The following is a 20,526-nucleotide window of genomic DNA, read 5'->3' as shown; positions in this document are numbered from 1 at the left end:
GTCGGGTGCCGGCCAGCGGCCGGCACTACCGTGATGATCGTCAGAGGTCGCGGTACAGGATCTGCGAAGCCAGTACGCGCAGGCCATCGGCATTGCTGGACAGGATGCGCTCTTCGCTGATGCCTTTCTGCCGTTTCAGCTGGAAGCCCTGGGCTGCAGGCAGCTGCGCGGCGATGCTGTCCATGCGCTGCAGGGCATCAGGCCCGCTGCAGTCGAAGTGGCCCCAGTAGGCGCCATCGCGGTGAATCTGCAATCGGTAGTTCATCGCGGTAGCTCCGGCAGGTCCTGCAGCCAATGGTCGAACATCGCGGTGGCGGCCGCGGCCAGTGGCGCGCCATAGCGACGCGCCTGCGTGCGCAGGTCGTTCGGATCGATGCCGGCCTGGGCCAGTTCCAGGGTGTGACCGATCAGCCAGCGCTCGAACTGGCGCGCGTCCAGCTCCGGATGGCATTGCAGTGCCAACGCATGGTTACCGATGGCAAAGGCCTGGTGGCGGCAGGCCGGCGTGCTGGCCAGGCGGCGTGCACCCGCCGGGAGTTCGAACGCCTCGCCATGCCAATGCAGTACCGGAATGCCCTGCAGGGCCTGCAGTGGCGAGCGCTGGCCGTCATCGGTGAGCAGCAGTGGCGCAAAGCCGATCTCCTTGCCACCACTGGCGGCGACGTCGGCACCGAGTGCACGCGCCATCAGCTGCGCGCCCAGGCAGATGCCCAGCGTGGGCCGCTGCTGCTGCAGCCGACATTGCAGCAGCGCGATGCTGTCATTGAGGAAGGGATAGAGATCAACGTCGTTGACGCTGACCGGACCGCCCAGCACCACCAGCAGATCGGCGGCTTCGGCCGGAACGAGGGCGTCGACACCGGCTTGCAGCACCTGCAGCTGCCAGCCCTGTGCCATCAGCAGAGGCTGCAGGGTGCCGAGGTCTTCAAAGGCGACGTGTTGCAGGACGACCGCGTGCTTCATGCCAGGGCTCCATTGCTGGGCCAGTAGAAACTGTCCGGGGTGGCGCGTGCGCCGAAGATGGCCTGCCCGACGCGGACCACGGTGGCACCTTCCTCGATGGCCACTTCGAAGTCACCGGACATGCCCATCGACAGCTGCGACAGGTCGATGCCGGGAGGTGCAGTGCGCTGCAGCTGGTCGCGCAGTTCGCGCAGGCGCACGAAGCAGGCACGCACGCGCTCGACCTCGGGGGTGAAGATGGCCAGCGTCATCAGGCCGCGTACGTGCAGGCGGTCGAACGCTGGAAGATGCTGCACAAAGGCCTCGACGGCAGCGGGTTCCAGACCGTACTTGCTGGGTTCGGCGGAGGTGTTGACCTGTACGAACACATCGAGCGTGCGGTCTTCCAGCTGCAGGCGCTGCTGCAGCGCTTCGGCCACGCGCAGGCTGTCAAGCGCCTGGAACTCGCTGGCGAAGCGCGCCACGTAGCGCGCCTTGTTGGTCTGCAGATGCCCGATCACCGACCAGTGCACGCCCAGATCGGCCATCGTCTCGGCCTTGCGCTGCGCCTCCTGCACCTTGTTCTCGCCCAGCTCGCGGCAACCGGCGGCCACCGCCATGCGGATGCGGGCGTCATCGACGGTCTTGCTGACCGGCAGCAGGCGCACGCTGGCCGGGTCCCGGCCGACGCGGGCGCAGGCAGCGGCGATGCGTTGGCGCACCGTGACCAGGTTGGCGGCGATCTGTTCAACGGACTGGGCGATGGGCCAGTCGGCGGCGGCAAGGGGCATGCGGGCACCTCCAATGCAGGATGGCCAGGGTGGGATACACTGGCACAGGACAAGAATTATTTTGGCATAGGACAAAATGAAAATCACCGGGCATAGCGCCGAGTCGATCTTCGACAGCATCCGTGATGGCATCGGCAAGGGCCGCCTGCCGGCGGGCAGCGTGCTGCCGCCGGTGCGCGAACTGGCCGATCAGCTGGGGGTCAATCGCAACACCGTGGCTGCTGCCTACAAGCGACTGGATGCGGCCGGCCTGGCCAGTACCGCGGGCCGACGCGGCACGGTGGTGCGTGGCCTGCCGCCGACGCTGGCGCGCGAGGGCAGTACGCCGGGGTTGGCGCTGCAGGACCTGGCCGGTGGCAACCCGGATCCTCGCCTGCTGCCCAGCCTGCGCCTGGCCCCGGCGGCGCCACGGCTGTATGGCGTGGGCACGGTCGACCCGAGGTTGCAGGCGTTGGCACGCGCCTCGCTGGATGCGGATTGCCCCGAGGGGTACGCGCTGGAGCTGACCCATGGCGCGGTCGATGGCATCGAGCGCCTGTTGGCGGCATGGCTGCTGCCGGGGGATCGCATCGCGGTGGAGGATCCATGCTTCCTCGGCAGCCTCAATGTGCTCAATGCCGTGGGCCATGCGCCGTTGCCGGTGACGGTGGATGCGCATGGCATGCAGGTTGAATCGCTGCGACAGGCGCTGGAGGCCGGGGCACGCGCGGTGCTGCTGACCCCGCGTGCGCACAACCCGACCGGGGCCAGCCTGGATGCGAAGCGGGCACGGGCGTTGCGCCAGCTGCTGACGGCCTACCCGCAGGTGGCGGTGCTGATCGATGACCACTACGCACTGCTCTCGCAGCAGGCCTACCACTCGGTACTGCCGCTGGATGGCCGGCGCTGGGCGCTGCTGCGTTCGCTGTCCAAGCCGCTCGGCCCCGACCTGCGCCTTGCCTGGCTGGCCTGTGATGACGAGACCGCGATGCGGTTGCGGTTGCGGTTGGCGTCCGGCATCGGCTGGGTCAGTCATCTGTTGCAGGATGCCGCCACTTCGGTGCTGGCCTCGGCGCCGCAGCGGGCGAAGATCGCCTCGGCAGGCGAGCGGTACCAGCAGCGCCTGCAGTCGCTACAGGAACTGCTGCGCGCGCGTGGCGTGCCGACGCCGTTGCCGATGGAGGGATTGAACCTGTGGCTGCCGTTGCCGGCCGACAGCCATCCACAGGTACTGGCGCTGGCTGCGCGCGGATGGCATGTGCGTGCTGGCGAAGTGTTTGCGGTGGCTGCACCAGGGCATGGCCTGCGCATCACCTGCGCGGCGCTGGGGGCGGCGCAGCTGCGGCAGCTGGCCGATGACCTGGCGGCGGTGTGTGGGGTATAGCGCCCAGCCATGCTAGACGCTGCTTCGCCTTGTAGAGCCGAGCCATGCTCGGCTGCTGTTGGTAGAAGCAGCAGAGCATGGCTCGACGCTACAGGGGCGAAACAAAGTCGAGCATGGCTCGACGCTACAGAAGCAGATCAGGGCGCGGCGTTGGCGCCGGGGCGCACGTAGTAGGACTGGCCACTGTCATCGACGAACATCAGCTCCGGCTTGCCCTGCCAGGAGGTGAGCATGGCGCCGGTATTGTTCTGGTGCTTGACCATCAGGCTGGCGCCACGGTCCGGGTTGGCGACGACCTTGAAGACTTCGGTGGTGCCGGTGGCATCGTCCAGAGTGAGCAGGGCTTCGCCGCCGCGGTCGCTGGTGCCATAACCGCCGCGCTCGGAACCGTCGGGGCCAAGCAGGATCAGGCCGGACAGCGCGGTTGCACGCGGTCCTTGGGGGCGGCCCCTGCTGAGGGGGTCCGGCACCGGCGCGCCGAGGATCAGCCGTGGTTGCCCAGTGCCATCGTGGATGACCAGGCCGCGCGCTTCGATGATCCGCTCAGGCGATTGGCTGCGATGCAGGCTCCAGGCGGTCCAGCCGGAAACGAGCAGGGCAAGGGTCGAGACCACCAGGGTGGTCAGCAGCAGCACACGGGGCATCGGGTCGTCCTTCCTTGGATAGGCCGACGATAGCGGATGCCGGCGGGCAAAGGCCAGTTCGTTGTGTGACGATCTGTATCGTCAGTGGAAATCGCGGCTGTGGCTGCGCAGTCCCTGCAGCAGCTCATCCAGGCAGTGCATGCGCTGCACGATGACATGCTGCACGCCATCAACGCGCTCCAGGCGGCCATCGATCTGCATCAGCTGGGTGTCGACCAGCACCCGGTGCTGGCGGTCGGCCAGGTGGCGCCAGACCACGGCGTTGACCATGCCGGTCTCGTCTTCAAGGGTGAGGAAGGTAACGCCACTGGCGGTCTGCGGGCGCTGGCGCATGCGCACCAGTCCGGCGATGCGCACACGGCGGCCGTGGCCGTGCCCGGCCAGCTGTGCGGCATCCAGGCAGCCACGACTGCGCAGCTGCGCGCGCAGGAACGAGATCGGGTGGCGGCCGAGGGTGGTGCCCGTGCTGCGGTAGTCGGCCTGCATGTCCTCCCAGGCGCTGGGCAGTGGCAGAGGCACGCGGGCTTCGGCAGTGGCACGGGCCTGGTCGAACAGCGGCAGCCGGTTCTCTACGCCCGAGATATCCCAGCGTGCACGATGGCGATGGCCGCTGAGCCCGCGCAGTGCCCCGGCATCGGCCAGCAGGCCTTGCTGGCGGCGGTCCAGCGCGGTGCGCTGGCACAGGTCGCCGACGTCGTCGAACGGGCGCCGCGCGCGCTCGCGCATGATGGCCTGCACGGCATCTTCGTTGCAGCCGTCGATCAGGCGCAGGCCCAGACGGATCGCCGCCGGCCCCCTGCTGAAGTCCAGCGTGCAGTCCCAGTCGCTGTGGCGTACGTCCACGGGAAGAACGGTTATGCCATGCCGCCGCGCGTCCTGCAGCAGCTGGTCGGGGCTGTAGAAGCCCAGCGGCTGGCTGTTGATCAGGCTGGCGGTGAACGCGGCCGGGTGATGGCACTTCAGCCAGCAGCTGGCATAGGTCAGCAGGGCGAAACTGGCGGCGTGGCTTTCCGGGAAACCGTAATCGCCGAACCCCTTGATCTGCTCGAACAGGTGCTCGCCGTATTCGCGGCTGAAGCCGTTCTTCAGCATGCCGGACAGCAGCTTCTCGCGATGCGGCTCCAGGCCGCCACGGCGTTTCCATGCGGCCATCGAGCGGCGCAGGGCATCGGCCTGGCCCGGCGTGTAGCCGGCCGCTTCCACCGCCAGCTGCATGACCTGTTCCTGGAACAGTGGCACGCCCAGCGTACGCGCGAACACGCGTTCCAGCCGCGCTGGATAGAGTGGATTGTCTGGAACGTTCAACGCGTCAGGACCCTGCTCGCGCAGGATCCTTCGCCGTTCCAGGTAGGGGTGCACCATGTCACCCTGGATCGGGCCAGGGCGCACGATCGCCACCTCGATCACCAGGTCATAGAATTCGCGTGGCTGCAGGCGCGGCAGCATCGCCATCTGCGCGCGCGACTCGATCTGGAATACGCCGATGGTGTCGGCGGCGCAGATCATGTCGTAGGTGGGCTTGTCGTCATCCTCGATCGCATCCATGCGTCCACTGTGCAGGCCATGCTGCTTCAGCATCGCCAGACATTTGCGGATGGCGGTGAGCATGCCCAACGCCAGGCAGTCGACCTTCATCAGGCCGGTGGCATCGAGGTCGTCCTTGTCCCACTGGATGACGGTGCGGTCGGCCATCGCTGCGTTCTCCACCGGTACCAGCGTCGACAGCGGGTGCTCGGAGATCACGAAACCGCCCGGGTGCTGCGACAGGTGGCGCGGGAAATCGATCAGCTCTGCGGTGAGTGCCAGCAGCCGCCGCATCAACGGCGTGTCCGGATCGAAGCCACGCTCGCGCAGGGTTTCCGGCAGCGGGATGTTGCCGCCCCAGTGGTCCATCGCCGCGCCCAGTTCGTTGACCTGGTCCATCGGCAGGCCCAGTGCGCGGGCCACGTCGCGGATCGCGCTGCGACCACGGTAGCTGATCGCCACCGCGGTCAGTGCGGCGCGCTCGCGGCCGTAGCGCTTGAACACGTACTGCAGCACCTCCTCGCGACGCTCGTGCTCGAAGTCGATGTCGATATCCGGTGGTTCGTCGCGCTCGGCGGAGATGAAGCGCTCGAACAGCAGGTTGCTGCGTGCCGGGTCGATCTCGGTCACGCCCAGCACGAAGCACACCGCCGAGTTGGCCGCTGAGCCACGGCCCTGGCAGAGGATGTCCTGGCTGCGCGCAAAGCGCACGATGTCCTGCACGGTGAGGAAATACGAGGCGTAGTTCTTCTGCTTGATCAGCGCCAGTTCGTGCTCGATCTGCGTGCGTTGCTTCGCTTCGATGCCGCCTTTCCAGCGCCACCGGATGCCGCGCTCGACCAGCACGCGCAGCCAGCTGTCCGGATCGTGTCCTTCGGGCACCAGCTCGCGCGGATAGGTGTACTGCAGCTGTTCCAGGGTGAAGTGGCAGCGCTCGGCGATGCGCAGGGTTTCAGCCAGCAGTTCGGGCGGATACAGCTGGGCCAGCGCGGTACGCGGGCGCAGGTGGCGCTCGCCATTGGGAAACAGGCGCCAGCCGGCCTCGGCCACGCTGCAGCGGTGGCGGATCGCGGTCAGTGTGTCCTGCAGGGCACGGCGGCGGCGCACGTGCATGTGCACATCGCCACTGGCGACCAGGGGCAGGCGGTGGCGTTCGCCGAAGGCCTGCAGCTGCTGCAGGCGGCGTGCGTCATCGTGTTCGCGGTGCAGTTCCACCGCCAGCCACAGCCGATCATCGAAGCCGGTGCGCAGCAACTCGAGATCGGTGGCGGATGGCTGCCGGTCCAGCCACAGGCACAACAAACCGTCGGGCAGGCCGAGCAGATCGTCGCGCAGGCAGCGGTATTCGCCCTTGGCAGCCCGCCGCCGACAGGTCGTGATCAACTGGCACAGCCCGGCATAGGCGGCCTGGTCGGTGCACAGCAGGGCCAGCTTCGGCCCGTCCTCGACCTGGAATTCGGCGCCGACGATCAGCGCCACGCCATGGGTCTTGGCTGCCTGCCAGGCGCGCACGATGCCGGCCAGCGAGCATTCGTCGGTGATCGCCAACGCGCGGTAGCCCTGGCCAGCGGCGCGCGCGAACAACTCTTCGGCGATCGAAGCACCGCGCTGGAAACTGAAGGCCGACAGGCAGTGCAGTTCGGCGTAGCCGGGCAGTTCGCTGTGCATGGCGGCTCAGCCGAACCAGCCGTGCAGCATCCACGGCGCATGCGGATCGTTGCGCACGCGGAAGGCCCAGCCGCGCTGGCCATGCGCGGTTTCCACCACGTAGTAGTCGCGGCGCGCGTCAGCCTGGTCCCACCAGCCCGATTCGATCCGCTCCGGCCCGGCGATGATGCGCAGGCGCGGGTCACGCAGCGGCTGTGGAGCGTCCAGCAGCCAACCGGGGCGCAGTGGCCAGTATGCCGGTGGCCTGGCCGCTGGCTGGCTGCCGCTGGCGCGTTCGGGGCGATGGTCGGCCTGCACTGCCAGCGGCTGCACGGCGTCATCGCCGAGCCGCGCGCGCAGGCGCTCACGCAGCTGGTTCCACGGCATCGCCTGCGCCGGACGGGTATCGAACAGGTCACGCGCGGCGGGTACGAACGGCGGCAGCTGTTCGGCCTGCAGGCGCAGTGCGCGGCTGCCGGCCGGCAGGGCGAACGCTTCCATGCGGTTGCGCGCGATCTCGAACAGCAACGCGGGATCGCGTTCGGGCGCCAACAGGCCGATGGTCAGCACGCTGGCCGGCAACAGGTCATGCTCGAAATGCAGGTCGAAGCGCTGCACGCCGCCATCGCGCGAGCACAGGAAGGCGGCCAGGTCGAGCAGCAGGCGGCGCAGCGGGAACAGCAGGGCCTGGCTGGATTCGATCTCGTACTCGAATTCGATGCGCGCATCGAAACGGTCGGGTGGCTGGTAGTAGCGCAATGGCGCGGTGGGCAGCCCGCGCAATGCATCCAGCTGCTGCAGGACCTCGGGGGCGAAGCGCCGGGCCAGGCTGTCGCGCGGCAGCTTGAGCACCGCGCCCAACGTGCGCAGGCCGGAGCGGCCGAGCACCGTCACCGCCTCGCTGGGCAGGCCGCAGCGCGCCAGGGGCAGCTGCGCCAGCACCGCCGGCAGTTGCTGCGCATCGATGCCGAGGCCATCGTGGACGTTGGCCAGCACGCGCGCGGCATGTGGGGTAGGCGCGGCCACCAGGCGGTGGCGGAAACCGAGTTCGTGCAGTTCATTGCGCAGGCGCTGCTGGATCGTCAGCCAGTCACCGAACAGGGCGCGGCTGGCACCGATTTCCAGCACCAGTGCATGCGGAAAATCGAGGCTGACCTGCGAGCTGTAGGCATAGGCCCAGCTGGCCAGCAGCTGCCGGGTGTGCTGTTCGGCATTGGGGTCGTAGTCGTGCAGGTGCATGTCCTGCACCAGTACCTGTGCAGCCGACAGCAGCATGCGCGGGCGCAACCCCGCGGCGCGTGCCGACGGGCTGACTGCACGCACTACGCGTCGCTGTGCCGGCCCCTGCAGCAGCACCAAGGGCCGCTGTTGGTCGGGCTGCAGGCGCAGCACGCTGTCCAGCGCCAACTGCGGCAACAACAGGCAGGCCCAGTGCATGGCGCGGCCTCAGTGGGCGATGGCCAGCGGCAACGGTTGTGCCGGCGGCAGGCCGCCACGGCACTTCAGCACCCGCACCTGGCCGTGGTCGAGCTGCAGGCGCAGGCTGGCCGGGGAGGGATTGCGCGCGGCCTGCGCCTCGCGGAACACGAAGCCCAGGCACTGGCCGCTGTCGGCGGCCACCTGCAGGCGGCGCAGGGCGCGGTCGTCGGCTTGATGCGGCCAGCACAGTACCGCCGCGCAGGCCGCAGAGCGCAGGCACTGTTCGGCGGCCCACAGTGCCTGCTTCGGCGCGGCGTGGATGATCTGCAACTGGCCCAGGTCCAGCCCGGCGGCGGCCCAGGCCGGGGCGTGCGGGCGATAGGGCGGGGCGACCAGGACGATCGGGCGGTCGCGCTGGCTCAGCCTGGCCAGTGCCGGCCATACCAGCGCCAGTTCGCCAACGCCTGGCACCGCCTGCAGTACCTCGCACAGTCCGCTGGCCGGCCAGCCACCGCCGGGCAGGCGTGCATCCAGTGCCGGATGGCCGCTGGCCAGATGGTCGCTGGCGGGGCCCTGGCGGGCCGGGCCACGCCACAGCTGGCGCCCGTCCAGCAGCCGGTCGAGGGCGACGACGGCACCCATCAGTCAGCCCTCCAGGGGAGGCGCCGGGCGGGCTGGAAACGGCAGGAACGGACGGAAACGGCGGGCATGGCGCGAGTATCGACGGACCGGTATCAGGGGCTGAGACCAGACATGCTACTCGCGTTGTAAGTAGAATTACTAATGAAATTGGAGGGTCCGGTTTCAGGTTGCTGAAGGGGGAAAGCATCCACGCATGGCGTGGATCTACTGGAGAGAGCCCCGGCAAATCCATGCCGCAGCCTGGTAGATCCACGCCATGCGTGGATAGCGGTAAAGCGCGGTGCCGACCAAGGTCGGCACCCACCCGGCATGGCCCGTTGCTACCCGGGGATGCCCCTGGTTACGGGCGCACCGGCAGCGCCACCGGGCGCAGCGGTGCGGCATCGCCACCGCGGATCTTCAGCGGGCCGCCGATGAAGGCGAATTCGTAGACCTTGTCGCGGGCCAGTTCGTCCAGCGCCACCAGCTCGATGATCGGCGCACCCTGCTGTGCCAGCAGGTAGGTGTGCAGCGGCACGTAGTCGTCGGACACCTCCGAAGGGAAGGTCTCGAAGCTGAGGTTGTCGGCACCGACGATCATCGCGCCGCCGTCCTCGACCAGGAAGCGTGCCGCGTCCAGGCCCATGCCCGGCGGGTTGGCCATGTAGGCCCTGGGCTGCTCGAACAGGCGCATGCGGCCGGTGCGGATCAGCACCACGTCGCCCTGCTGCAGTTTCACCTTCTGGCGTGCCAGCGCATCCTTCAGGTCCTGGCGGGTGACGCGGTAGCTGTCCGGCAGCATGTCCACGCCCTTGGCGCCGGCCACGTCGATCAGCACGCCACGCGCGATCAGCGGCGGGAACTTCTCGATGCCGGTGACATTCCAGCCACGGTCGCCGAGGTGCTTGTCGGCCTCGAAGCCGTTCCAGATCTTCCCGTGGATGCCGAAGTGGTTCAGCGCATCGATGTGGGTGCCGGTGTGGCTGTACATCGAGAACGCGGTGCCGGTGTAGCTGCGGGTGAGGTTCATGGCCTCGCCCACGCCCATCGGATCGTCCATCACTGTGCCGCGCGGGGTGTGGGTCATCCAGAACTGGTAGTGCGGGTCGCCGGCATCCTGCCAGCTGGGCATGCCGACGTAGTATTCGGTGGCCAGGTCATAGGCCTTGCCGCCGCTGACCCGCGACAGGATCGCGGCGCGCGAGGCTTCGGTGATCAGGTTGAGGCGGCCGATCTCGTCCTCCGGCCCCCAGGGGCTGGTGCCGACCTGCTGGCCGGAGGGAACGCGTTCGTGCGCGGATACGGTGGTGGAAGCGGCGGTGGCGGCCAGCAGCAGGGCCAGCGCGGTGGACAGGGTACGTGGGGTCATGGGGAAATCTCCTTGCAGGGTGGGGGAGGGTGCGGCTCAGGCCGCGACCAGGGGCGCCAGGGCCTGGCGCAATTGCGGCAGCGGCAGGGTCTGCAGGCGCAAGCCGTTGCCGCCGATCACGGTGGGGATGGACCGGATGCCGAGCGCGGCAGCGTCGGCGCGATCGGCCTGCACGCGCTGGCGCACCGCGTCGCTGCGCATGTGGTCAGCGAAGGCGCCACGTGGATGGCCCAGCGATTCGGCAATATCCAGCAGTACTTCCGCGTCGCCGATGTTGCGGTGCTGGTGCAGGTGCGCCCATTGCACCGCGTCGAACATCGCGCCATGGGCATCATTGCCACCGATCAGCCCTGCGGCCTGGCAGGCCAGTGCGCCGAGCCAGCCGGAGGGATACTCGAAGTCCTGTGCGCGCATGCCTTCGATATCGATGCGCGCGGTGTCCTCATGCGCGGCGCAGTCGGTCCAGTGGCGCAGGATGATCGCCTTGGCGCGCGCCATCGAGCCGAACACCTCGACCATCTGCGCGCGCGAGTCCTGCAGCACGAAGCTGCGGTGGCGCACCTGGATGCCGAGTTCGGCCGAGACCTGCTGCAGGCGCGGGGCCAGCACGAAGCACCAGCCGCAGACCACGTCGTGGAAGAAATCGACCACCGGCGCTGCGGTGGCGGGGGAAGGAACGGAAGACATCTGCCTGCCATCGGTGATAGGGGAGGCGGCAGAGTAGGCAGCGCGGCTTGGCCGAAACAGCACGCCGCGGGCAGCTCAGTTTTCGCTGGCGGTTACGAATCCAGGCCGGCGCAGCCGGGCAGCTCGGCGTGCAGGAAGTCGATGAAGGCACGCACCTTGGGCTGCAGGTGGCGCGAGGTGGGGTAGACCGCATGCACGAAGCGCGGCGGATAGCGGTGGTCGGGCAGCACCTGCTGCAGTTCGCCACGGGCCAGCGCTGGTGCCGCCAGGAACGAGGGCAGGGCGCCGATGCCCATGCCGGCCACCAGCAGGTCACGCAGCAGCAGGCTGTTGTTGACGGTCACGCGCGCCGGCAGGGTGATCGTCACCTGGCCATCCGGGCCGAGCAGCGGCCAACTGCCCGGTGAGTCGGACAGGCTGTAGGCCAGCACGCTATGGGCCTGCAGATCGCCTACTGCCTGGGGCGCCGGATGCTGCTGCAGGTAGGACGGCGCCGCGCACAGCACCTGCTGCAGCGAGGCCAGCCGGCGTGCCACCAGGCGTGAATCATCCAGCTCGGCACGCAGCCGCAGCGACACATCGAAACCCTCGCCGACTGCATCGAGCAGGCGGTCTTCCATCACCAGGTCCAGCGACAGCTGCGGATGCTGCTGCAGGAAGCGGGGCAGCAGCGGCGACAGCGTGCTCAGCGCGAACGACTGCGGCACATTGACGCGCAGGCGCCCGGTCACCTCGCCACGCTGCTCGGCGATGCCACGTTCCAATGCGTCCAGCTCGTCGAGCAGGCGGCAGCATTCACGGTAATAGGCGTGGCCGGTTTCGGTCAGGCTCATGCGCCGCGTGGTCCGCTGCAGCAGTACCACGCCCAGATGCGCTTCCAGCGTGCGCAGCTGTTTGCTGAGCCCGGCGGGCGACATGCCCAGGTCTTCGGCGGCGCGGGCCAGCCCGCCGCGTTCGACGATGCGGCGGAAGGCACGCATCAGGTTGAAGGAATCCATGCCGGTCCCGGGCGCGATGAGGGCGCCATTGTAGATCCACGCCATGCGTGGATGTGGGAAACGCGGTGCGGCAGGGTTGCGCCGTTTGTTCAAGCCAGCAACCCGCACGCCACGCCAGCATGCAGGCCCTCATTTCCCGGGTTGCCCATGAAACACTGGATCCTCCGCCTGTATGCCCCGTTGTTCCTGCTGGGGTTCGTTGCCACTGCCGTCGTCTGGGTCGGCCACTGCCACGGTGACCCGCTGTGGTTGCTGGCCCTGCTGGCGGCCGCCATTGCGCTCTCGTTCGCCGCCGAGCGCGCGTGGCCGTACGATCCCGCGTTCAACCACGATCATGGCGACCGCCTGCGTGACACCCTGCATGCGCTGGTCAACGAAGGCCTGAACCTGTTGTCGATCGCGGCGGTGCCGCTGCTGGCGGCGATCATTCCGTGGCAGGTCTGGCCGCTGCAGTGGCCGTTCGCACTGCAGGTACTGGTGGCGATCATCGCTGCCGATCTCGGCATCACCCTGGTGCACTACGCAAGCCATCGCATCGGCTGGTTGTGGCGCCTGCATGCGGTGCATCACAGCGTGACCCGCATGTATGGCTTCAACGGCCTGATGAAACACCCGCTGCACCAGGCGGCCGAAGCGGTGGGCGGTGTGCTGCCGTTGCTGCTGTTGGGCCTGCCGATGCCGGTGGCGGCGGTGCTGGCGTTTGCCATCGCCATCCAGCTGCTGCTGCAGCACTCCAACGTGGATATGCGCCCTGGTGTGCTGGGCCGGGTGATGGCGTGGGCGCCGCTGCATCGCTTCCATCACATGCGTTACGGTACCGCCGGTGACGTCAACTTCGGCCTGTTCCTGACCGCATGGGATCATCTGCTGGGGACCGCCTTCGATGCGCCCGGTTATCGGCTGCAGCAATGCGATCTCGGTATCGGCAGCCAACCGGACTATCCACGCGATTACGCGGGGCAGCTGCTGGCGCCGTTTCGTGAACTGCCGCATGGCGAGGTGCCGGAGCTGCCCGAAGGCCTGCGCAGGCGTGGGTGATCGGCCGTGTCAGGTCGCGTGCAACTGCAGGCCCTGCAGCTGTGCGGCACCGATGCCGAACATGCGGCGCAGGCTGCGCGAGAGATGGGCCAGGTCGGCGAAGCCGGCGGCATGCGCACTGTCGGTCAGGTTGTGCCCGCGCAGATGATGCGTGAGCGCAGTGCGTAGCCGTTGCCACAGCACCCAGCCGCGCAGGGTCACCGCCAGGTCGGACTGGAAACGCCGGTGCAGCTGGCTGGTCGACAGGTGTGCGGCTTCGGCGATGTCGGCAGCTGGCACCGGGCCGGGCAGGTACTGGGCGATACGGGCCAACGCCGCCTGCACGCGGCGGTCCAGCGGTTGCGGGCGGCTCAGCCGTGGCAGCCAATCGCGCAGCTCCAGCGCGTTGCCCGGCAGGGCGTGCAGATGCTGCTGGATCTGGGTGGGATCGGCGTGGGCCGGCTCAAGGAACACCGTGCAGCCTGCTTCCGGTGCCGACAGGATCGCGTGCGGCTGGAACGAAGGCAGCCATAGCCGCTGGCCCTGCTGCTGTACGCCATCGATCTCGACGTGCCAGGGCGTACCGTCGCTCAGCAGCAATTGATGGGCGTAGTGCGCATGCAAAGCGCTGTCACCAGCATGGCCGTGCAGCACGGCGGCGTGCGCATCCAGCAGCAACGTGCCGTTCCAGGGCAGGGCGGGGGAAGACATGACGGGATTGTAGATCCACGCCATGCGTGGATGAATCTCCATCGAAATCGAATATTCCGACAGTTGAACGAAGAGCAGCCGAGCATGGGCTCGGCTCTACAGCAGGCCGTGCAGGGAATTGTCGAATCTGCGGGTACCGGCGCCGCCCGGCCGCGCCCTCACCGCCCCTGCGGATCCGGCCGGTGATGCACGTACTCGACCACCGTGCCATCGGGATGCACCGCATTGAACGCCGCCCCGGTCGGGACCACCTGCAACGGGAAGATGATCTCGGCGCCGGCGGCGACCTGTTTGTCGTGATAAGGCCGAACGTCATCGACCAGCAGTGTCCCCGTGGTCGAAGTGAATGGCGCCAGCGCCTCATCGCAACCTTCGATCAGCAGGAATGCACCGACCATCGCCAGGCGTAGGCCGGCATCGGGAAACGGGAAGCCCGCATCGGCCACCACACCCTGCAACTGCTCGTAGAACGCCACGCTGCGCTCCAGTTCGCCAGGGGCAACGAATACCCGGATCAGCACGCGTGGGCTGCGCTGGGTGGAGGTATCACAGCGGTCACGCCAGAGATGATCGAAGTCGCGGTGTATGTTCATGGGCGGGGTCCAGGGCCGGTGACACCTCATTATCGGCAGCCCCACGCAGCCTGCTGATGACCGCCGGTGATGGCCTGATAACCGCTGGCCGGGTTGCCTCTGTGACTTAGGTCCTGTTGACAGGTGTGAACGCCCTCGCACAATCTTCACAGGATTGGGTCGCTCTGCGCGGCCCGGGCAGGCAGGTTGTCACGCCGGGAGGAGGGTCCCGCGCGCAGACCGGTCTGTCCTTTGGCCTGCGGGAGGTTGCCTGGCAATCCCTGCGCGGCATGAACGCTGCACCCTTCGGCGGCACTTTCCCTGGACCGATTGCCTTGGCAACGGAATTACGCCCGTCGATGAAAACGTTTACAAAGCCGCTTGTACTGTCCCTGGCCCTGTCCGCTGCACTGGCCGCTCCGGCGTGGGCCGACCCTGCCGCGTTCACCGTGCTGACCCTGGAACAGGCCCCGACCGCCGAGGCGATGCCGGCCTTGGCCGCCCAGCTGAAGACCCTGCAGGTGGACGCGGTGAGCGTGCGCCAGGTGCAGCGCGGTATTGGCCAGGTCGATCCGCTGCAGGTGCTGGCCGACGGACTGGGTTACGAATACCGCTTCATTGCTGCGGGCAAGGACGATGGCCAGACCCAACGCGGCCAGGCCGTGCTGACCCGGCTGCCGATCGCCGCTGAATCCGGCCCGGACCAGCCGGGTCTGAACTACCTGCGCCTGGACGATGGCCGCCACACGGTGGCGGTCTATACCGATGCCGGTGCAGGTGCCGCGCAGCTGCCAGCGCTGGTCACCCGTTCGCGGCTGGGTGCACCGGCGGTGCTGCTCGGCGCAGTGGCCGGTGAATCGGCCAAGGCCGCCGGCTTCGATCCGGCGCGTGTGGCGCTGGAAGCGGATGCCAGCTATTTCAGCGACGGTTTCCAGGCCGCCAGCAGCGCACCGTTCAAGGTGGAGGGCAGCACCCTGCGCGCCACCCTGCTGACACTGGCCTATGCCGCCGACAAGCACGGCGAAAAGCCATGGATGGACACCGCCCTCAACGCCGATGCGCGCGCTGCGCTGCTGCTGAAGGCGATGACCGAGGATGAGAAGTTCCAGATGCTGCACAGCTACTTCGGGCTGGGCAAGGACGGTGGCCCACTGCCGGAAGGTGCGGTCGGTTCGGCCGGTTTCGTGCCGGGCGTGGCGCGGCTGGGCATTCCGTCGCAGCAGTCGGCCGATGCCGGCGTCGGCGTGACCAATCCGGGCGGCATCCGTCCGGGCGATTTCGCCACGGCAATGCCCTCAGGCCCATCCACCGCGTCCAGCTGGAACCGCGAAGTGGCCTTCGCCGGTGGCGCGACCATGGGCCGCGAGGCATGGCAGCAGCGCTTCAACATCCTGCTGTCGGGCAGCGTCAACCTGCAGCGCGATCCACGCAACGGCCGCAACTTCGAATATGCCGGTGAGGACCCGCTGCTGGCCGGTTCGATGGTCGGCGCGCTGATCCAGGGCGTGCAGAGCCAGCACGTGATCTCCTCGATGAAGCACTTCGCGCTGAACGACATGGAGACCCGGCGCAACTTCCATGACGTGCGCATCGGCGAACAGGCCATGCACGAGTCGGACCTGCTGGCCTTCGAGATCGCGCTGGAGGCTGGCCGCCCGGGCGTGGCGATGTGCTCGTACAACAAGATCAACGGCACCTACGGCTGCGAGAACGGCTACCTGATGAACCAGGTGCTGAAGCAGGAATGGAAGTTCCCCGGTTTCGTGATGTCCGACTGGGGCGGCGTGCACAGCGGTTCGAAGGCGGCGCTGGCCGGCCTGGACCAGCAGTCGGCCGGTGAAGTGTTCGACGCGGCGGTGTTCTTCGACGAACCGCTGCGTCTGGCCGTGCATGGCGGCGTGGTGCCGCAGGCGCGCCTGAATGACATGGTCGCGCGCATCCTGCGCACGATGTTCCTGCACGGCAACTTCGACAACCCGCCGCAGCACCAGAAGGTGGATGCCGAGGCCGGCTTCGCCGTGGCCCAGCGCACGGTGGAAGAGGGCAGCGTGCTGCTGCGCAATGAGGGCAACCTGCTGCCGCTGGCCGACAGCGTGAAGCGCATCGTCATCATCGGCGGCCACGCCGACAAGGGCGTGATCGGCGGCGGTGGTTCGTCGATGGTGGGCGTCACCGCCAAGGGCACCAATGCGGTGCCGGGCGTGATGCCGACCACCTGGCCGGGCCCGGTGATCTTCCACCCGTCCTCGCCGCTGGAATCGCTGCGTGCGGCGCGTCCGGACGCAACCATCGAGTATGTGGACGGCACCAATGCCGCCGCTGCGGCCAGGGCCGCCGCGCAGGCCGATGTGGCCATTGTGTTTGCCACGCAGTGGGCCGCCGAATCGGTGGACCTGCCGGACATGCAGCTGCCGGACAACCAGGACGCACTGATCTCGGCGGTGGCCGCGGCAAACCCGAAGACCGTGCTGGTGCTGGAAACCAACGGCCCGGTGCGCACCCCTTGGCTGGCGCAGGTGCCGGCGATGCTGCAGGCCTGGTACCCGGGCATCCGCGGTGGCGAAGGCATTGCCGCGCTGTTGACCGGCCAGGTCAATCCGTCCGGCCGCCTGCCGGTGACCTGGGTGGTGGACGAATCGCAGCTGCCGCGCCCGCACATCGACGGCCTCGGCTTCAAGCCGGCCAAGCCGTTCGGTGATGTGTTCGATTTCGATATCGAAGGTGCCAACGTCGGCTACAAGTGGATGGCGGTCAAGGGCCTGAAGCCCACCTTCGCGTTCGGTCATGGCCTGTCCTACACCTCGTTCGCCTATGAAAACCTCAAGGTGAGCGTGGAAGGTTCGCGCCTGGTCGCCAGCGTGGACATTCGCAACACCGGCAAGCGCGCCGGTGCCGACGTGGCCCAGCTGTACCTGAAGCTGCCGGCCGGCAGCACCACGCCGATCCGTCTGATCGGCTACGACAAGGTGAGCCTGCAGCCGGGCGAACAGCGCCGCATCCGCATCGAAGCCGAGCCGAAGACCCTGGCCCACTACGATGCACAGGCGCGCCGGTGGAAGATCGACGGCGGCACCTACCAGGTGCAGCTGTCGCGCAATGCTGCCGAACCGCTGCAGAGCGTGGACGTGCAGCTGGTGGAGCAGGTGCTGCGCTGATGCTTGAAGACACGGCCCCGTAAGGGGCCGTGTCCGTTTGTAGATTGCCGCTGCGCTCGCCGGGCACGGCCCGGCGCTACCGGATATCTACTGTAGCGCCGAGCCCATGCTCGGCTGTTGTAGAACGGAGCCGAGCGTGGGCTCGGCTCTACAGAACGCCGCGCCTGGCGGACGCCGTCATCACCCGGGCGCGCTGCCAAACCACCTGCGCAGGAAATCGATCAGCTGCCGCACCTTCGGTGAAGGCTGCGAACTGTGCGGATAGACCGCGTACACGCTCTGCTGCGGGAAACGGTGCTGGCGCAGCACCGGGCGCAGCCGGTCCTGGGCCAGGTCGTCCTCGATCAGCCAGCGTGGCAGCACGGTGACCCCGGCGCCGGCCACGGCGAAGGCACGCAGGCTGCTGGCACCATCTACGCGCACCACGGCATTGCCCGGGTTGGTGGCGAACAATGCGTCGCTGCCATCCGGCGCCACCACCGGTACATCGGCCAGGCGCGGGTAGCCGAGGCGGGGAAGGGCGCCCAGCTGCACCGGGTCATCGGCTGCATCCGCGGAGGGCAGCCGGGCCAGCAACGAGGGCGCGGCCACCGCGCACAGCGGATGCCGTTCCAGTTCGCTGGCATGCAGGCCTGAATCCGGCAGGCGGCCCAGGCGGATGGCCAGGTCGAAACGTTCGGGAATCAGGTCGGCCGGTGCCGGTGAGGTCGACAGGTGCAGCTGCAGCGCCGGGTGCCGCGCACGGAAGGCCTCCAGCGCTGCGATCAGGCGCAGCTGCGCGTATTCCGGAGTAGTGGTCAGGCGCAGCACGCCCTGCAGCTGGTGCTGGTCGCGGCGCGCGGCATCGATCGCTGCCTGTGCGGCATCCAGTGCCTGCACGCAGTGCTGCAGGAACTGTTCACCGGCCTCGGTCAGCGCCAGGTGGCGGGTACTGCGCAGCAGCAGGGTCACGCCCAGCTCCTGTTCCAGCCGCTTCAGGTTGAAGCTGACCACCGCGCGGCTGAGGCCGAGGCGATCGGCGGCGGCGGTCAGGCTGCCGGCCTCGACCACGGCGCGGAAGATATCGAAGCGGTCGAGGCTGACCATGGCGATCCATTGTCAAAATAGATTTGACAGTGTTGCAGCTGTCGTCGTGTTTTTCCAACAAGGCCCGCACGGCATGCTGGCGACTTCTCCGCTGGAGCGCCGCCGATGCCGTCCCCCCGCCTGCGCCATGAGGCGATTTTCCTGCTGGTATTTGCCCTGGATCTGGTCAACATGTTCATCGCCACGGTGGCCTATCCGGCATTGGCAGCGGAGCTGCACGCCGACGTCAGCACCCTGGCCTGGGTCGGCACGGCCTACATGCTGGGGCTGAGCGTTGTGATTCCGCTGGCGCCCTGGCTGGCCGCGCGCTGTGGCGAGCGTCGCTTGCTGCTGGTGGCGTTGCTCTTGTTCGCGGTCGCCGCTGTGCTGGCTGGCGCAGCGCCAGGAATCGGCTGGCTGCTCGGCTGGCGCCTGCTGCAGGGCCTGGCCGGTGGCCTGCTGATTCCCGTGGCGCAAGCCGCGGCGTACCGCCAGTGCACGCCCGAGCAGCGTGGCGCGTTGACCCGGCGCATCCTGCTGGTGGCGCTGCTGGTGCCGGCACTGGCGCCCGCGTTGGGCGGGCTGCTGGTGCAGTGGTTGTCCTGGCGCGGTGTGCTCTGGGCCAGCCTGCCCTTGGCGGTGGTGGCGATCGGGCTGGTGCTGGCCTGGATGCCGGCCGATGGCGCGCGCAGTGCGCCGCGCCTGCAGGCCTATGCGCTCTCCACGGCGATGATGGCGCTGGGCGCGCTGCTGCTGGCGTTGACCTGGCTGGGTGAACCCGGCCATCGGGCCGCCGGTGCCGTACTGCTGTTGATCGCAATGCTGTTGGCGGCGGCCCACCTGCGACATGCACGGCAGCAGGCGCAGCCACTGCTGCGCTGGTCGCTGTTGTCCCATCGCGGGCTGCGGCTGGCGATGCTGATCTATCTGGCCGTACCCGGTGTATTCATCGGCAGCCAGCTGGTCAGTACCCTGCAGCTGCACCAGGCCGGCTACAGCGCGGCACGCATCGGCGCGTTGATGCTGCCCTGGGCGCTGGCCTCGGCCATTGCGATCACCGCCAGCAAGCGCCTGCTGGCTCGCTTCGGCCCGGCCACGGTACTGCGTGCCGGCATGCTGTTGCAGGCCAGCGGCCTGCTGTTGATGGCGCTGTTGCCGCAGCCGGCCTTCGCCTTGGCCGCGCTGTTGTTCGCACTGATGGGGGCGGGCGGCAGCCTGTGCAGCAGCACGGCGCAGACGCTGGCCTTCCACGGCGTGGAGGGTGAGGCACTGGGCGATGCCAGTGCCCTCTGGAACCTCAACCGTCAGCTCAGCTTCTGCCTCGGTACCGCCGCCATTGCGCTGCTGCTGGCGCTGGCCCTGCAGTGGCTGCCAGCACGCGCCACCAGCGTGGCGCTGGGTCTTGCCGCCGCAATCACGCTGTTGCCGATGGCGCTGTTGCGCCACTCGCACTCTGTTTCCCTTTCGCAACCCGAGAATGCCTGATGGATATCACCGCAGAACATGAAATCCACCTCCTGCACGACAAGCTGCAGGCTTGGCTCCGTGCCGACGTCGGCACCGATGCGCTGGAGGATCTGATGGCGCACTTCAGTGCGGACTTCAGCATGGTCGGTATCGCAGGACGCCGAATGGACCGGAAGGCCGTGCAGGCACTGTTCGCGGGCGGTCATGGCGCGCGTCCAGGACTGCAGATTTCCATCGACGCCGTGCAGGCGGTGGAGGCGCCATCACCGCTGGCGGTGCTGCGCTATCGCGAAGGGCATTCGGTCGACGGCGGCGCACCCGCATGGCGGGAGTCGCTGGCGGTACTGAGGCACGAGCAGGGGCGCTGGTGCTGGCTGGCGCTGCATGAGGTGACGGCAGCCTGATGCTGTAGAGCCGAGCCCACGCTCGGCTGCTCTTCGGAGGTTGCGGTGGCCACAGCCGAGCGGGGGCTCGGCTCTACAACGGCCAGATCGATGCGTGCCCGTCGAGCCGCACATGTGCCATCAGTCCTGC

18 protein-coding genes are annotated in these 20,526 nt (G+C 68.2%); 5 read left to right on the top strand and 13 right to left on the bottom strand.

Annotated elements, in window-relative coordinates; translation table 11 throughout:
* Positions 1-40 precede the first annotated feature (40 nt).
* Genes RCF13_RS17795 through RCF13_RS17785 form a run of 3 tightly spaced genes read right to left on the bottom strand, consistent with a single transcriptional unit; the run spans position 41 to position 1,733 of the window.
* Positions 41-265 (bottom strand): hypothetical protein, encoded by a 225-nt coding sequence (locus RCF13_RS17795; protein ID WP_061479085.1) that lies wholly within the window; start codon positions 263-265, stop codon positions 41-43.
* Positions 262-963, bottom strand: a complete 702-nt coding sequence (locus RCF13_RS17790) for a glutamine amidotransferase (RefSeq protein ID WP_231352170.1) — start codon at positions 961-963, stop codon at positions 262-264. The genes RCF13_RS17795 and RCF13_RS17790 overlap by 4 nt, the downstream gene beginning before the upstream one ends.
* Positions 960-1,733, bottom strand: coding sequence for a YggS family pyridoxal phosphate-dependent enzyme (locus RCF13_RS17785; protein ID WP_134969159.1), 774 nt, complete (start codon positions 1,731-1,733; stop codon positions 960-962). The genes RCF13_RS17790 and RCF13_RS17785 overlap by 4 nt, the downstream gene beginning before the upstream one ends.
* 76 nt (positions 1,734-1,809) lie before the next feature.
* On the opposite strand from RCF13_RS17785, the gene ptsJ reads away from it, so the two are divergent.
* Positions 1,810-3,096 (top strand): transcriptional regulator PtsJ, encoded by a 1,287-nt coding sequence (gene ptsJ / locus RCF13_RS17780; protein ID WP_134969158.1) that lies wholly within the window; start codon positions 1,810-1,812, stop codon positions 3,094-3,096.
* A gap of 137 nt (positions 3,097-3,233) precedes the next feature.
* On the opposite strand, the gene RCF13_RS17775 is transcribed toward ptsJ, so the two are convergent.
* The 7 genes from RCF13_RS17775 to RCF13_RS17745 form a co-directional block, all read right to left on the bottom strand.
* Positions 3,234-3,740, bottom strand: a complete 507-nt coding sequence (locus RCF13_RS17775) for a hypothetical protein (RefSeq protein WP_134969157.1) — start codon at positions 3,738-3,740, stop codon at positions 3,234-3,236.
* 81 nt (positions 3,741-3,821) lie between these two features.
* On the bottom strand, positions 3,822-6,932 hold the full coding sequence (locus tag RCF13_RS17770; protein WP_231352169.1) for an error-prone DNA polymerase: 3,111 nt from the start codon (positions 6,930-6,932) through the stop codon (positions 3,822-3,824).
* A 6-nt stretch (positions 6,933-6,938) separates the two neighbouring features.
* A complete protein-coding gene (locus tag RCF13_RS17765; protein WP_308141404.1) occupies positions 6,939-8,348 on the bottom strand; it encodes a DNA polymerase Y family protein in 1,410 nt (469 codons plus the stop codon).
* A gap of 9 nt (positions 8,349-8,357) precedes the next feature.
* Positions 8,358-8,972, bottom strand: a complete 615-nt coding sequence (imuA, locus tag RCF13_RS17760; protein ID WP_061479092.1) for a translesion DNA synthesis-associated protein ImuA — start codon at positions 8,970-8,972, stop codon at positions 8,358-8,360.
* Between the two features lie 340 nt (positions 8,973-9,312).
* On the bottom strand, positions 9,313-10,320 hold the full coding sequence (locus RCF13_RS17755) for a cyclase family protein (RefSeq protein ID WP_061479093.1): 1,008 nt from the start codon (positions 10,318-10,320) through the stop codon (positions 9,313-9,315).
* A gap of 36 nt (positions 10,321-10,356) precedes the next feature.
* The gene (locus tag RCF13_RS17750; RefSeq protein WP_061479094.1) at positions 10,357-11,007 is read right to left on the bottom strand and encodes a DsbA family protein; all 651 of its coding nucleotides are present in this window, start codon (positions 11,005-11,007) and stop codon (positions 10,357-10,359) included.
* A gap of 92 nt (positions 11,008-11,099) precedes the next feature.
* On the bottom strand, positions 11,100-12,050 hold the full coding sequence (locus RCF13_RS17745) for a LysR family transcriptional regulator (protein WP_181357914.1): 951 nt from the start codon (positions 12,048-12,050) through the stop codon (positions 11,100-11,102).
* A 102-nt stretch (positions 12,051-12,152) separates the two neighbouring features.
* On the opposite strand from RCF13_RS17745, the gene RCF13_RS17740 reads away from it, so the two are divergent.
* Positions 12,153-13,043, top strand: a complete 891-nt coding sequence (locus tag RCF13_RS17740; protein ID WP_134969102.1) for a sterol desaturase family protein — start codon at positions 12,153-12,155, stop codon at positions 13,041-13,043.
* Between the two features lie 9 nt (positions 13,044-13,052).
* On the opposite strand, the gene RCF13_RS17735 is transcribed toward RCF13_RS17740, so the two are convergent.
* Both RCF13_RS17735 and RCF13_RS17730 read right to left on the bottom strand, forming a co-directional pair.
* Complete coding sequence (locus tag RCF13_RS17735) at positions 13,053-13,757, bottom strand: AraC family transcriptional regulator (RefSeq protein ID WP_134969103.1); 705 nt, start codon at positions 13,755-13,757, stop codon at positions 13,053-13,055.
* A gap of 134 nt (positions 13,758-13,891) precedes the next feature.
* Complete coding sequence (locus RCF13_RS17730) at positions 13,892-14,326, bottom strand: VOC family protein (RefSeq protein WP_308141403.1); 435 nt, start codon at positions 14,324-14,326, stop codon at positions 13,892-13,894.
* Positions 14,327-14,664: 338 nt separating this feature from the next.
* Here RCF13_RS17730 and RCF13_RS17725 point away from each other — a divergent pair, with 338 nt between their 5' ends.
* Complete coding sequence (locus RCF13_RS17725; protein ID WP_134969105.1) at positions 14,665-17,460, top strand: glycoside hydrolase family 3 C-terminal domain-containing protein; 2,796 nt, start codon at positions 14,665-14,667, stop codon at positions 17,458-17,460.
* A 180-nt stretch (positions 17,461-17,640) separates the two neighbouring features.
* Here RCF13_RS17725 and RCF13_RS17720 read toward each other — a convergent pair whose 3' ends face one another.
* Positions 17,641-18,546, bottom strand: coding sequence for a LysR family transcriptional regulator (locus RCF13_RS17720; RefSeq protein WP_134969106.1), 906 nt, complete (start codon positions 18,544-18,546; stop codon positions 17,641-17,643).
* Between the two features lie 105 nt (positions 18,547-18,651).
* Here RCF13_RS17720 and RCF13_RS17715 point away from each other — a divergent pair, with 105 nt between their 5' ends.
* Positions 18,652-20,010, top strand: a complete 1,359-nt coding sequence (locus tag RCF13_RS17715) for an MFS transporter (protein ID WP_231352165.1) — start codon at positions 18,652-18,654, stop codon at positions 20,008-20,010.
* Positions 20,010-20,396 (top strand): DUF4440 domain-containing protein, encoded by a 387-nt coding sequence (locus tag RCF13_RS17710; protein WP_134968671.1) that lies wholly within the window; start codon positions 20,010-20,012, stop codon positions 20,394-20,396. Before RCF13_RS17715 ends, RCF13_RS17710 begins: the two co-directional genes overlap by 1 nt.
* The last annotated feature ends 130 nt before the right edge of the window (positions 20,397-20,526 follow it).

Origin of the sequence: Stenotrophomonas maltophilia group sp. RNC7 (assembly GCF_030910085.1) — a bacterium.
In the GTDB taxonomy this organism is placed as follows: Bacteria; Pseudomonadota; Gammaproteobacteria; order Xanthomonadales; family Xanthomonadaceae; genus Stenotrophomonas; species Stenotrophomonas sepilia.
This window is presented reverse-complemented; position numbering and strand designations above follow the sequence as displayed.

Excerpts from the sequence above, each read along its gene's own strand:
- RCF13_RS17795 (WP_061479085.1), bottom strand. The coding sequence starts at position 265 with ATGAACTACCGATTGCAGATTCACCGCGATGGCGCCTACTGGGGCCAC.
- RCF13_RS17790 (WP_231352170.1), bottom strand. The coding sequence starts at position 963 with ATGAAGCACGCGGTCGTCCTGCAACACGTCGCCTTTGAAGACCTCGGC.
- RCF13_RS17785 (WP_134969159.1), bottom strand. The coding sequence starts at position 1,733 with ATGCCCCTTGCCGCCGCCGACTGGCCCATCGCCCAGTCCGTTGAACAG.
- ptsJ (WP_134969158.1), top strand. The coding sequence starts at position 1,810 with ATGAAAATCACCGGGCATAGCGCCGAGTCGATCTTCGACAGCATCCGT.
- RCF13_RS17775 (WP_134969157.1), bottom strand. The coding sequence starts at position 3,740 with ATGCCCCGTGTGCTGCTGCTGACCACCCTGGTGGTCTCGACCCTTGCC.
- RCF13_RS17770 (WP_231352169.1), bottom strand. The coding sequence starts at position 6,932 with ATGCACAGCGAACTGCCCGGCTACGCCGAACTGCACTGCCTGTCGGCC.
- RCF13_RS17765 (WP_308141404.1), bottom strand. The coding sequence starts at position 8,348 with ATGCACTGGGCCTGCCTGTTGTTGCCGCAGTTGGCGCTGGACAGCGTG.
- imuA (WP_061479092.1), bottom strand. The coding sequence starts at position 8,972 with ATGGGTGCCGTCGTCGCCCTCGACCGGCTGCTGGACGGGCGCCAGCTG.
- RCF13_RS17755 (WP_061479093.1), bottom strand. The coding sequence starts at position 10,320 with ATGACCCCACGTACCCTGTCCACCGCGCTGGCCCTGCTGCTGGCCGCC.
- RCF13_RS17750 (WP_061479094.1), bottom strand. The coding sequence starts at position 11,007 with ATGTCTTCCGTTCCTTCCCCCGCCACCGCAGCGCCGGTGGTCGATTTC.
- RCF13_RS17745 (WP_181357914.1), bottom strand. The coding sequence starts at position 12,050 with ATGGCGTGGATCTACAATGGCGCCCTCATCGCGCCCGGGACCGGCATG.
- RCF13_RS17740 (WP_134969102.1), top strand. The coding sequence starts at position 12,153 with ATGAAACACTGGATCCTCCGCCTGTATGCCCCGTTGTTCCTGCTGGGG.
- RCF13_RS17735 (WP_134969103.1), bottom strand. The coding sequence starts at position 13,757 with ATGGCGTGGATCTACAATCCCGTCATGTCTTCCCCCGCCCTGCCCTGG.
- RCF13_RS17730 (WP_308141403.1), bottom strand. The coding sequence starts at position 14,326 with ATGAACATACACCGCGACTTCGATCATCTCTGGCGTGACCGCTGTGAT.
- RCF13_RS17725 (WP_134969105.1), top strand. The coding sequence starts at position 14,665 with ATGAAAACGTTTACAAAGCCGCTTGTACTGTCCCTGGCCCTGTCCGCT.
- RCF13_RS17720 (WP_134969106.1), bottom strand. The coding sequence starts at position 18,546 with ATGGTCAGCCTCGACCGCTTCGATATCTTCCGCGCCGTGGTCGAGGCC.
- RCF13_RS17715 (WP_231352165.1), top strand. The coding sequence starts at position 18,652 with ATGCCGTCCCCCCGCCTGCGCCATGAGGCGATTTTCCTGCTGGTATTT.
- RCF13_RS17710 (WP_134968671.1), top strand. The coding sequence starts at position 20,010 with ATGGATATCACCGCAGAACATGAAATCCACCTCCTGCACGACAAGCTG.